We start from the raw sequence: 13,066 nt of genomic DNA on the forward strand, positions 1-13,066 counted from the left end.
CGCACCTGTCCCTCGCTTTCCCGCTTCGAAATGACGGTATTTTTAGACGAAAATCCTTGAATTTGATATGCTCCTAAAGACGATCTAAGCCCAGCATATTAAATATCTAGAGGATAGCGGTTTTAGTATAGGCAAAGACTAAAAACAAAAATCCCGAAACCTGCCTTAGACAGATCCCGGGATTTCATTTCTTATGTTTTTCCTATTGTGCCAGGGTAAATCTCAACTGGAAACCTCCGCTTGCGAAGGAAGTCCGGAAGGAGTTACTGACATAAGGATTGTTGACGTTTCTTTCGAAGAAAAGCTTCACATTCAATCGGCTATTAACTACATAATCGATAGAAGGTGAGAGGATAAAATTGAAAGCTCCCCGTGTTGTCTCAGGATTCCTTGCAGAAGCCAATTCATCAACTGTGCCCGAAGGTGTCAGGAAGCGATTGGTTTCACGCGTATCTCTCAGGGTCGCACGGAAGCTTATGTTCAAGCTATTGTTCAAACTCACGGGCTTACCTCCCAGGGTAAAGTTCCAGTTCAGCTTATCCTTTCTCCAACCAAAGAGAACCGCTATATCCTGATTTTGCAATTCCGTCAATACCAGGTTACCTACATTGAAGCTGATCTGCCTTCCTTTTTTATAGTCAATAGAAGCAGTCGCTCCATTTTTGAAAGTCATGGTAAGACCCAATAGAGGAGAGAATTGCTCCTGAATCTGCACGATTCGATAGTTATCCAATGCATAAAAGTTGGATACATTTCCGAAGTCATCCGGCTCCAAATCGTCGAAGGCTGAAGAATATCCAAATCCACCGGGATCGAGCGATTTCAGGTTGTTGTTGAAGGTACCGATCGAATAGGTCGCTCGATAGGTATGTTTAAGCGCAATTGCATTAAAGGTATTTTTCAGATCAGGGAAACCGGTCAATACATTATAGTTCAAACTCCAGTTGGGCAAGGGAATCCTCGGTAAGCTGGATAAGGAAATTTTATCTGCTTCATACACCCCATAAGCCGCAAGCAAAGAAGGAATCAATACGTCCTGATTCGTTCCGGGATATCCATTTGCAAAGCCTCCTTTGAGAGGTTCATTTCCGGCCCGGGGATCAAGCTGCCCGATATAAGGGTTCTCTGCTGCCAATCGCTGTGAAATGGCAACCCGATTTTGGGAGAACTCATCAAAGGCCAGCGATTTTTCTCCACCTGTTGTGAATAGTCCTTCCTTAAAGGCTGTACCGATAAAGATATAGGACATAGAAAAACTACCGTTTCTCAGTGGATCAAAATTATCGTAGTTCTGACTGATCGGATCCCAGCGGAAATACTCACTTCCATTTTGCGTGATGCTTCTATTCGCAGTAACATCTATTCTGAAACCGGGGAAGAGTTCTATAGAAGCTCTACCCGTCAGATTGTCCTGCTGATTTTGCATATACAGAGAAGTCAGATTGGTATCCTGGGTGATCCAGAAATTCTCCGCTGCTATCGTTCGAATATCGGCCTGACTACCGAGTATAAAGCCTGCCGTTGGCGCGAGAATGGAACCCCGTTGGCCCGTTACGGGATTGATATAATCCCAGTCGATCCCAAAGTTATCAGTTTGAGGAAGATAACCCGGCAGGATGGTACCATTGTTACTGGCATAGGTGAGGTCTACATTTTTGACACTCAGAGCCAACTTGACAATCTCTTTACCAATAACTTTCAGGAATTTCAGCGGATCTTTTTTGACCGTATCCTCTTCTGCAGCAATATCTGCTTCTGGAGCTTTGGGTTCTTCTCTTTGACCCGGACGTTGCCTTTGCGGAAGATTTCTTCCCTGATTTTTATTCTTACTTTCCTCTAATATGGTCTTGATGGGTTTAAATTTCTTGTAAAAACCATCCAGATTTATTCGAGCATTGGCCTGTACATTTTGAGAGTTACCAATGGTATTTCCCAGTTCCGGATTGGTTTCCGGAGCCTGTTGCCAATTATAAGTACCACTATAATTTACCGTACCATTCAACCAGTCTAAGGGCCGTATTTGACTAAAGGGTAATTGATAGGCAATATTGAAGTTATGGGTAAAATTGGTGGTTCGACCCATATTAATGAGGTTGTTATGCCCTCTCGCTCTATCTCTACCTAAATGGATCAGATTATCGATCAGGGTACCTACCGAATCCCTTTCTCTTTGGGAAGCTGTTTCCCAAAATCCTCTTACCTCATCTACCCTTGATACATTATTGGCTGAGTAGGTGAATTGGAGGTTTCGGGTGAAATTCCATACCAGATTATAGGTCCTGTTGAGGCGGAAGTTTTTGGCGAAAGTTGTATCCACAAATCCTCCGAAAAGAGAGGTCGGACGCATTTGTCGTGCTTCAAACTGCCTGTCTCCTGCAATACTCACAGAAACCGAGGTAGGCACCGGACTGAAGTTGATGAAATGCAGGAATTTAAGTTTATCAAAATTCTTGAAGGGCTGTACCTGTACCTGGGGGAAATTGTATCGATAATTGATCATTCCCCGGTGTTGGGTATTCAATCTCGACTGGATCACCGAGTTTCGAGAGAATTGCTCATTGAAAGCATAAGTGAAGTCAAAGTTTGAAATATCCCAGGGCCAGCTTTTTGGGGGCTTGGCCGGTTTTCCGGTTTCTCCGGGCCTTCCCTGTGATTTTCCTTTTCTCCAGTTATTGAAAGAAATGGATCGGGTCCGGGTGTAGTCCTGAATCTCCTGCAATTTGGCTCGGGCTGATTCCTGGTCTAGTGCCTCGATCAATTTATCGGTTCGTACATCCGCTTCCTGTGGGTTGAACTGGGGATTGATAAAGTGCTCTCCATAGGTAGCATATACCGGAAGGCTGAGTCCCCATTTCTTCGGGAAGAATTTATCCAGGGTAATATTAGCGGAAAGGTCATAGCGATAATTATCCTCCAGTGGACGATTGGAAATCTTTTGTCCCAATGGGCCAAAGCCGGAAGTCTTGAATGCACCTGATGCACTGATAGAGCCCAGATCTGCCAATTGAATGGTTGTATTCAAATTCGCCGCATATCCTTTTTCCCGATCAAAATTTGTCAACCGCAATTCATTCACCCAAACCTCTAAACAAATCCGTTCACCAGTAGGATCTTCCGGATTTCTCACACCGATCATGATATTACGAACATCACTAAGTTTGGGCGTACCTTTTACGTAAATCTTATGCCCTTCTTCCATGGTTGAGTCTCGATACTCATGTCGATAAATCAAGCCGGTTTGGGCGAGATTTCGGTCATTTTTTGCTACAGCAAATTGAGAAAGGGCAAAGTCAAACTCATTCTGCAACAACCATATATTGTCCCGGGTTTGAACACCATCGATGGAAGGCGTCAAAGGGATTTCGTATTCATAATAGTTGAAATCATTATCCAGCCCCAGTCGAATAAAGGCTACCGCATCTCCTCGATCATTGAAGTTGGACGGTCGTACCCCATCTTCGACAGGCTCGGCATGCATAAAGAGCCGGAGTCGGTCATATTGTCGCATGTCATAGGTGACCGTTTTAAACATGGCGCGACCATCTCCATCTTCGAGATCGCAAATATTCAGGGTTAGTGAGCGTTCGTCCTGAAGGAAACCCTGATTGGTATTTCCATTGAGGCTCTGTTGCTCGATACCCGGAGGCAGTACATAGTTGAAGGGCTGCTTGGAAGAGTTCTCTTCCACTGAAACTGTACCGATGTCAAAGCTTGCAAAAGGAGGCTCTGCTGGAGGAGGGGCAATTCCATCTCCTCTTAAATCTCCGGCAAAACGACGCCACTGAGCCGCGATCAATTGGAACTCTGTCATCCGCAGGATCACATCTTCCTCGAAATCGGTCAAATACATACGCATGAAATTGATCGATTTGAAATCTGCGATATCATTTACAGCTCTACCTGTACTGATGGGAATTCTAAACTGGTACCAGGTAACCGGAACCGGACCATTAGGTGTATTTGCATCAGAGTCGATACGGTCCACAATGAAGTTTTGTCCGGGGACCATAGAGCCGGGGCGTAGCTGGATTTTGTATTCCCAGTATTGCTCGGCAAAGTTTAAACTCCCGTTTTCATTCAAGTCTTCTGAATCCGGTTGCTGAGTTGCCTGGGTAACGAAATTGGTTCTTTGTTCCTGAACGGGGGAGTTGTTCTCCATCCCGTTGAACTCAGAATATCTTTCGAGAATACCGGCAGATCTATTTTCATATTCCTCATTTCTAAAGTGGAGGAAGTCATCCGAACTGGGGTCAGTCTGTAGCTCCGAGAAAGCGGCGGGACTCAGGTAGTTTCTCAATGGCCCCAGAAAATTGTCCTGGAAAAAGGTGTCCTCTGATACAGAATTCAACCCATCCAATCCAATATCCTGTGCCTGTCTTTTATCGGGATCATTATCGAAGGCATTTGTAGAGGGGTTACCGATTGAGACCAAACCATAAGGAGTAGGCGTTACATTCGGATTGTCATTGGGTCCGGGAAGACCATTTTCTCTACTCAGGTTTTGATCTGGTAGAACGTCTTCATCTATTAGTCCCAGGTTGAAGTAAAACTCACCTCCCGCATGATTGGGATTTTCCATGAAAGGGTCCATCAACCAGAACTCCACAAATTCTACATTGGTAGCTTCGAAGTCATTGTTAACGTCAATTTCTCTCATTACCCCTGCCCAGTTTTCTGTTGGGCTGGTAAAATCTCCACTATTGGCATCCAGTTTTTGCTGGTCTTTTTGATAGTTGTAAGGTCCCCTTTCTGTCGGCTTATAGTTGAGGTCAAAAGTCAACTGTAAATTTTGTCCGAACGGTCGGGTGGAGGTAGGGAACAATTCAATAGGATCTACCTGACGCGTATAGTTATTGCTTCTATCTTCATCCGGAATTTCTATCCCAAATCCCTGATAAAAGGTTTGGTCAATCTGATACCAGGCAAGTTTCGCCCGGGTATAGTTCTCGGCCAAACTATCTCCCATATAGATTTCTGCTGGATTTCTCAAGGTTTCATTTCCGTCAGGGAAAGAAGCGAGTTTCCATCTTTGTTGTCCTTGCAAACTGAAAGGAGTCGCAGCAGCCTCAAAGTCTTCCAGATAGACAACTCCTCTATCTTGCGAATTTCGGATGGCCTTTGGAACACCGGGAATAAATTGAGCCCCTTCAAAGGCAAAATCTATGTTTGATTTTTCTTTGGTAGTGATGAGGGGAAGTCGGTCTATAGCTTTGGTCAAAAAGTCAGATTCTCCGCTATAGGTTGCATCCAATCCCCAGAGGGTATTATTGGTAGGTTCATCACCCAGGGTCAGCTTTTGGTTGAAAGGCTGCTCCCTCAGGTTCATGGCAGTCAGCCCGAAATTTATGCGATCATTGGGCGCATATTCTGCTCTTGCTCCCAGCAGGGTTTTGGTTTGAACCTGGTATAAAGAAGAACTTTCGTAGTCAACTTTGATTTCCCTTCCAGAAGTCAGGATGGATTGATTGATGATGGTCACCTTTCCACCAAAATAGTCTACCTGATAATCGACATTTTCTGTCAGTCTTTGTCCACCGGCTGTAACGGTCACACTTCCTTCGGCGAGGTTGAATGTATTTAGCGGAATTTCGGCCCCTCCCGCAGAACGATAATATCCTTCCAGGGTGAAGCGGTTAAGCTCTGGAAAATTCTGAATGGCATTGGCCTGGGTTTCATCATACAATTGCTGGAAAACATATTTGGTAACCTCATTCTGATCATTTTCCAGCTGATTCGCCAAATGCGAACCAAAGGGTTCGAGTTTGGGGAAGATGACAAGGCCTCGATCTGAACGAACGGTAACTCCTTCTATATAGTCGAAGAAGTTATCCGGATTGGGTGCAGTATTGTTTGTCAAACGGTCAACCCCCATTACCTGGATCAACTGGCGGTTGGCCACAGCACCAGTTGGGAGGAAGTTGATCTTACCTGCACTGGTTCCTGATTCATATCGGATGTCCAGGAAAAAGTTTTCTGACTTTAGTCCATAGCCAATGTTATAGATATTTTTCATCATCAGGTCCCAGGCCGGATAAGGACTGACCCGTAGGACTGATGGTCTCAACATCTTCACAAAGATCACATCCGAATTGGTCGGATTGGCTGGGACATCATCTCCAAATTCCCCCACCTGAAAGTTTTGACCATTCAGGGTATAGTCAAATGCTACGAAGAGCACCTGACCATTGGGGACAGGAGAATTTAGTGAGATATACCCGAGCTGCGAATTTAACTGATACTCGGTCTGATCCAGTCTCCGCATATTACCCAGGATCTCAAAATCCTCGGTATTCCTCATCTGTACTCCTAATGATTCGATAGCTGATTTCGCAGAGCTTTGTTGGCGTGCTGCAGGAGAGTTAGTTAGAAGGTCAAACAGATTATTGGATTCGTTGTCCGGAAGTCTGACGGAGGTGCTTTGAACAAGGTCTTCATTATAGACCCTACCCTGACCACCGGCTACCGGATTATCATTTTCACCAAGGTCAACAAAACCTACGGCATTTCTTTGGTTTCTGGTTGCTCCCTGCTGCTGTACCCAGACTTCTACCCGGTTGATACGAAGGGTAGAGGAGATGACAGGGAGAGTTCTGAGTGCATCCTCATATCGCGAACGGAAATAATGAGAGAGGAAGAAGTGTCGGTTGGCATCATAGTCTGCAGCTTCCTTTTCAAAAGGAGTTTCGACTGCTCCACCTCCTGCTACTGCAATACTTTCAACTTTGCCTCGCTCCGTAGAAGCAATGGCTGTAACGTAAACAGGCCCAAAGCGCAAACGCGTTTTTAATCCAAAAAGATTTTGGCGCCCCTGGATAAGAGAGTTGCCCAATTGCATGTTTACATTACCCGCTTCAATATCTTGAAGAATCTGATCTTCTGTTCCCTGATGCGCTAGCTTCAATTCGTTTTCAAAATCGAAAGTAGCCTGGGTATCGAAGTTTACATTCAGTTTGAGTTTTTCTCCTATCTGCCCAATTACCCCTAGCTGGATCTGCTGATCGAAATTAAAGGTAGTGGTACTTTGTTGACGGAGTGGAATAGACGGATTCTCTGTCTTATTATTATCAATTGAGAAATCAAGAGTGGCATAACCGGTCGGTCTGATTGAGATCGTTCCGCCTCCAAATACATCAGATAGTTCGTCGATGTTGATATCCAGAGAAAGTCCCCCGCGATTTTCTTCATTTGAGGATGATGCTTGTTCCCGGAAATAGTCTGTTACTCCTTTTTTTCTTCTGTACTCAAGGTAATCTTCAAATGAGATGGTAGAAGGTGGACGGAAATTGATCTTTCCGATCTTCTCATAGATATTATACCCGCCCTCTTCATTGAGTTCGAATGTCTGCTGGAAGTTTCTGGGATTCTTAAGGTAAAGAGGCGTAACACGATCCTGACGTGTAGGATCCCCAACTCTGTTATTAGGGTTTTTTTTCTTCTTTTTGGAAGTATCCTCTACTGCGATTTGGTCCGGGGACCAAAGCTCCAAAGAAGCCTCTTCATGATAGGCAAGGGGCAACTCTTCTTCACGCTGCTCTTGAGTACCGTCTGGATTATAGAAAATAGATCCTATAGCCCAGAGCAGCACAGTGATGCTGATCTTAGACAAAGCGATTACCGATTAAGTTCAGAACTAATTCTTATTTCTTAATAAAATTTCAGGTAAAGCTATGCTTCATAGGCCGCAGTGTGGGAGAGTTGGTTCTTGAATGATATGGGCAAAACTAAAAAATAACCCGTATAAATAAAGGGTAAATCCATTACTCTTGAAATAATTGAGATTGAAAATGAAAATAGATCCCTAAATCCCCAAAGCTATTTCGTTTTGAATATTACAGCGAAGGTAAGTAAAAACTTTCTTTGGACAAGTAAAAGCTTACTATACAGTAAATTAATTCGTTTTTGGTGAAAGTTCGTGTTTTGCGAATACCATTCATGAATGGTCAAGGATTGCGTAATGCCTGTTTAATGATTTGTTCTACAGACAAATCTCCTCCGGCTTCTGAAAGGATTTTATCGATGCGTTTACTCATCTGATTTTTGGGCAAACCGAGGTTAGCAAGCGCAGTCAAAGCTTCCTGTTTTTTGCTGCTTTCTGCCAGCTTTTGTCCTACGCCCGGACTTACGATTTCTCCGTCTAGTTTGATCTTATCCTTGAGTTCCAATACAATACGTCCTGCAGTTTTAGCTCCGATTCCTTTTACCCGTTTTAGTGCCATTGTATCTTCTGACTGAATGGCCATGTACAATTCTTCAGGCGAAATGCTGGAAAGAATCATGATTGCTGTATTTCCGCCAACTCCGGATATGCCGATCAATTGCTCAAAGAGAACTTTCTCCCGGGCATTGCTAAAGCCATATAATACCTGTGCATCTTCTCTAACCTGAAAGTAGGTGAGGAGTTTTACCTTCTCTTTTTCTTTTATCTGGCTAAAGGTATTGAGGGATATTTTTACCAAATAGCCAATGCCATTACATTCAATAATGGCAAAAGAAGGATCGATCTGTGCGAGTTTTCCGTCCAGGTAAGCGATCATACTTCTGTATTGTTAAAGCTTTTGGCTTAGTAGTAGCCGCCTATGGTAAAGGTAATTCCAACCATCAATCCTACACTGAGGGCATTGGTTTCTGCTCTCGAACTGGACCAGAAGGGAACAGTAGTCGTAGAGCCATTTTCTGTAAGCTGGTAACTTACGTCTTTATCTTCGACATCATTGAGGCTGTAATCCAGGCGAAGGTGAAGATTCATAACCGCTTCAGGAGTCAAATATATATCTACTCCCAAATCACCAACTACACTATAATTGATGTCATCGTAGGTACTGAAAGTCGAAGGGAAATTGCTGAAATTATCAGGAATGCCAGGATCAAATTCGGGATTGTCATTATAAGCAAGTCCACGAGAAAGGAAAGAAATCTGAGGACCTGCATACAGGCTTAGCATAACCTTATTATTGAAAGGGTCGGCATTGTAACCAATCATGATAGGAATCTTTACATACTCCAGGCGAGTTACGTATTCATTTCTGAAGAAGTCATCTCTTTTGTCCGTATATCTTCCCCCTTCCTGCGAATACATCACATTGGCACGTATCCCGAAATTGTCATTGAAATTGTAGCCCACGATAGCACCAGCAGCTACTCCACCTAGTACTTCTGTTTGATAAATATCTTCAGCCAAATCCATATCATCCTGATTTAACAGTAGAGATCCTTGTGGCATAAAGAAGCCTCCCAATTTAAAGCCTTCCTGTGCAAAGCTAAATTGAAAAGAAAAGAACAGAATTGTAGTTAAAATAAAAGTCAGCTGCTTGTTCATAGGTCATAGTTTAGTACTTCCAAAAATAGAATTATTTTGACTCGGATCAAAGGGGAGAGGGGAGAGTGTTAGTGTGTTATAGTGCCAGGGTGTTGTAGTTTTCTTTTCAAGAAAATTACTACAACACTAAAACACAACAACACTTTTTTTATCTCACTTTCAGCCATAACTTAAGCTGTTCAATTAAAAGAGGAAACTATGTCAAACTCCTACCAGGGCATTGGTCTCATGTCGGGCACATCTATGGACGGTTTGGATATCGCCTGTTGCACCTTTATTGAAGAAGGAGATAGCTATAGCTTTAGCCTGGATGCTGTGAGGCAGGTGGATTTTGGAGAAACCTGGACGACTCGACTCTTGTGTTTGATGGACCAAAGTGCAGAGGTCTATGCGAAGACAAATGTCTATTTCGGACATTGGATGGGAGAGCAGATTCGGGACTTTATTAAAGACTTTAAGTTAAAGCCCGATTTCGTAGCGACACATGGGCAAACCATTTTTCATCAACCCCATAAGAATTTCACCGCCCAGATTGGAGATGGCGAAAGCATTGTCTCTTATTTGCCCTGTCCCCTGGTGAGCAATTTTCGAAATAAGGACGTTGCACTGGGAGGAGAGGGAGCGCCTCTGATTCCTTTAGTAGAAAAATATCTCTTTCCCCAATACAAACTCTTTCTCAATCTCGGCGGCTTTTCCAATATGACCTTTGGAAAGCTTGCCTTTGATGTTTCACCCTGTAATATTGTTCTGAATCACTTGTATAGAGAATATGCACCGGAAGCGGAAACAGATTATGATCCCGAAGGAGAGACGGCCCGTTCTGGTCAATTGATTCCTGATTTGCTGGAGCAATTGAATGCCCATGCTTATTTCGCCCAAGAAGCCCCAAAATCTCTCGGATGGGAATGGGTCTTGGGTGAAGTCATGCCTGTACTTGCGACTAGAGAAGAGCCAAAAGCCGACCTTATGCATACCTATGCTTTGCATGCCGCACAACAAATCGCGAAAGCTGTGGAAGCATTGGGCGCAAAAGATGAAAAAATCCTGATCACCGGAGGGGGAAGACACAATACATTTCTGATGGAATTGATCGAATCAGAACTAAAGCGTCACCAAATCGAGGTAGATGCATCTATTTCTACTGAGATCATTGATTATAAAGAAGCAATTGGTTTTGCTTTTTTAGGGTTAAGAACCCTCAGAGCCAAACCTACAGTCATGGCATCGGTAACAGGAGCAAAAATTGAGGCAAGCTGTGGTTCGATCCATCTACCCCCAAGCGGAGCAAGGGCTTTTCTGTAATTATGTAAAGCCTGCGACATAATAGAGCAGGGCTTGGGTAAGTTGGCCGACATTCGGAACCTGATCGGGATTCTACTTTTACCGACATAATCACTTCACGATGAAAAAAGTTGTATGGATACTGGCCGGGATGGGAGCTCTTTTGGGCATCCTGTACTATATGGCGTTTCCATCTTACGGCTCCGCACCTATGGGTAATAAAAACAGCAAAGCGCCCGATCACCAGATTTGGGATCAATTATTAAAAGCACATATAAAAGCTGATGGTCTGGTAGACTATCGAGGATTTCAGGCAGACAATGCCCAGCTCGAAACTTACCTGGATCAACTTAGCAATAATGCTCCCACCGATGCCTGGACAGAAGCGGAGAAACTGGCCTACTGGATCAATGCCTATAATGCTTTTACGGTAAAAGTCATTGCCGATAATTATCCGCTCGAAAGCATACGAGAACTTCATCGAGTACCAGGAGTGGCAACTGTCTGGCATGAAGAATTTTTTAAAATTGGAGGCCAGGCGACCAGTTTAAATCAAATTGAACATGGAATCTTGAGAAAGGATTTTGTTGAGCCTCGTATTCATTTTGCCATCAATTGCGCTTCTATGTCTTGTCCGGTTTTGCGTCCGGAGGCATATACAGTAGAAAAACTCGAAGCTCAACTGACAGAACAAGCCCGACTCTTTTTACAACAAGAAATAAGAAATCAGATCAGTCCTGAGGTGGCGAATCTATCCAGCATATTTTCCTGGTTTAAAGGAGACTTTACCAGAGAAGGAAGTTTAGTCGATTATATCAACCAATATTTGGATGAAAAACTTCCGCAAGACGTTGAAATTCAATTTCTTGAATATGATTGGTCGATCAATGCTCATGACCTATCTTTATAAAAGACGAAATATTCGCAAAACAATTGAACCACGCCTAATACGATTATGCACATTGTTATCATTGGAAATGGAATTGCCGGAATCAGTGTGGCAAGACATGTCCGAAAGCTGAGTGATGACGAAATCACGGTTATCTCGGCAGAGACCGATTACTTCTGGTCCCGGACCGCACTCATGTACATTTACATGGGGCACATGAAATTTGAACATACCCAACCTTATGAACCCTGGTTTTGGGAGAAAAACCGCATCAATCTGCTTCGCAACAAAGTTGACAAACTCGAGCCAGATAGTAAGAAACTCTTTTTCGAAGATGGGACAGAATTGAGCTATGATAAACTGGTCCTGGCCACCGGTTCAGAGCCCAATAAATTTGGTTGGCCGGGTCAGGATCTTGAGGGGGTACAAGGAATGTACAGCAAGCAGGACCTGGATAATATGGAGAAATATTCTGAAGGCCTGGAGAGAGCAGTGATTGTAGGAGGAGGATTGATTGGGATCGAAATGGCGGAGATGTTTCATTCTCGTCACATACCGGTAACCTTTCTGGTGCGGGAAAAAAGCTTTTGGAATGGCGTGATGCCCCCTGAAGAGTCCGCGATGATCAATGAAGAGATCAATGATGCACATGGGATCGATCTTCAGTTGCAGACAGAATTGAAAGAAATTCTCAGCGATGAAAATGGTCGGGCAAGGGCAGTCATCACATCCAAAGGAGAGGAGATTCCCTGTCAGTTTGTAGGCCTGACCGCCGGAGTGCATGCGCGGACAGAATTAGCCGAAGGAACTGGCATAGAGAAGGGAAGGGCATTTTTGGTGGATGAATACCTCGAAACGAGTGTAAAAGACATATATGCGGTTGGGGATTGTGCAGAACTCCGGAATCCTGCACCGGGAAGAAGGGGAGTGGAGGCCGTTTGGTACACAGGCAAATTGATGGGTCCTGTGATTGCCAAAACCCTGACGGGAAATCCTACGGTCTATACGCAGCATGAGTGGTTCAACTCTGCCAAGTTCATGGATATGGAGTACCAGGTCTATGGAACGGTGAGAAATCATGTGCAGGAAGGTGAAAGACATTTATTCTGGAAACATCCGGAACTTAATAAAGCGATTCGTATCAATTTCGATGCGGAGCAAGGAAACGTTTTGGGATTCAATCTTATGGGTATTCGCTTCCGTCAGGATGTGTGCCTGGATTGGATTGAGCGGAAAGTCCATGTAGAGGAAGTCTTATCGGAACTTTTTCGCGCCAACTTTGATCCTGAATTCTTTGAGCAATACGAGGATGAGCTCATCCGAACATATAATGAGCTTTTCCCCAGTAAAAATGTAGTGCGAAAGAAGCAATCCCTCAGGCCAATCAGCAAAAGCATAGTGGTCCTGGCTGTCGTGGCGGTAGTGCTCTTTTTAGTTTCTCTGATTTTTGCTCAACCCACAGCGGGGATAGTCAGAGGGCTGGCCAGTTTCTTCCTGATGGTAGGCCTGATAAGGACGATAGAGTTGCTGTATACCGGTTATTCGAGGGGCTTTGAAAATGTGAGGTTCACCTAATTCTT

General features: G+C 44.0%; 6 protein-coding genes. 3 read left to right on the top strand and 3 right to left on the bottom strand.

Annotation, left to right across the window (positions count from 1 at the left end; genetic code table 11):
• Window positions 1-202 precede the first annotated feature (202 nt).
• From sprA to R8P61_28105, 3 genes are all read right to left on the bottom strand, one after another.
• The gene (gene sprA / locus R8P61_28095) at window positions 203-7,606 is read right to left on the bottom strand and encodes a cell surface protein SprA (GenBank protein ID MDW3650972.1); all 7,404 of its coding nucleotides are present in this window, start codon (window positions 7,604-7,606) and stop codon (window positions 203-205) included.
• A 334-nt stretch (window positions 7,607-7,940) separates the two neighbouring features.
• Window positions 7,941-8,534: a Holliday junction branch migration protein RuvA gene (gene ruvA / locus R8P61_28100; protein MDW3650973.1), complete on the bottom strand. Its 594-nt coding sequence runs from the start codon at window positions 8,532-8,534 to the stop codon at window positions 7,941-7,943.
• A 26-nt stretch (window positions 8,535-8,560) separates the two neighbouring features.
• Window positions 8,561-9,316 carry a porin family protein gene (locus tag R8P61_28105; protein MDW3650974.1) on the bottom strand — a complete coding sequence of 252 codons (756 nt, stop codon included), beginning with the start codon at window positions 9,314-9,316 and terminating at the stop codon, window positions 8,561-8,563.
• A 198-nt stretch (window positions 9,317-9,514) separates the two neighbouring features.
• Between R8P61_28105 and R8P61_28110 the strand changes: the two genes are divergently transcribed.
• The 3 genes from R8P61_28110 to R8P61_28120 all read left to right on the top strand — a co-directional run bounded on the left by R8P61_28110 (window position 9,515) and on the right by R8P61_28120 (window position 13,061).
• The gene (locus R8P61_28110) at window positions 9,515-10,618 is read left to right on the top strand and encodes an anhydro-N-acetylmuramic acid kinase (protein ID MDW3650975.1); all 1,104 of its coding nucleotides are present in this window, start codon (window positions 9,515-9,517) and stop codon (window positions 10,616-10,618) included.
• A 100-nt stretch (window positions 10,619-10,718) separates the two neighbouring features.
• On the top strand, window positions 10,719-11,507 hold the full coding sequence (locus R8P61_28115; GenBank protein ID MDW3650976.1) for a DUF547 domain-containing protein: 789 nt from the start codon (window positions 10,719-10,721) through the stop codon (window positions 11,505-11,507).
• A 45-nt stretch (window positions 11,508-11,552) separates the two neighbouring features.
• Entirely contained in the window at window positions 11,553-13,061 is a 1,509-nt protein-coding gene (locus tag R8P61_28120; GenBank protein MDW3650977.1) for an FAD/NAD(P)-binding oxidoreductase, read from the top strand.
• Window positions 13,062-13,066: the final 5 nt, after the last annotated feature.

It is taken from the genome of Bacteroidia bacterium (assembly GCA_033391075.1).
In the GTDB taxonomy this organism is placed as follows: domain Bacteria; phylum Bacteroidota; class Bacteroidia; order J057; family J057; genus JAWPMV01.

Coding starts and splice junctions, on each gene's coding strand:
- ruvA (MDW3650973.1), bottom strand. CDS start 8,534: ATGATCGCTTACCTGGACGGAAAACTCGCACAGATCGATCCTTCTTTT.
- R8P61_28105 (MDW3650974.1), bottom strand. CDS start 9,316: ATGAACAAGCAGCTGACTTTTATTTTAACTACAATTCTGTTCTTTTCT.
- R8P61_28110 (MDW3650975.1), top strand. CDS start 9,515: ATGTCAAACTCCTACCAGGGCATTGGTCTCATGTCGGGCACATCTATG.
- R8P61_28115 (MDW3650976.1), top strand. CDS start 10,719: ATGAAAAAAGTTGTATGGATACTGGCCGGGATGGGAGCTCTTTTGGGC.
- R8P61_28120 (MDW3650977.1), top strand. CDS start 11,553: ATGCACATTGTTATCATTGGAAATGGAATTGCCGGAATCAGTGTGGCA.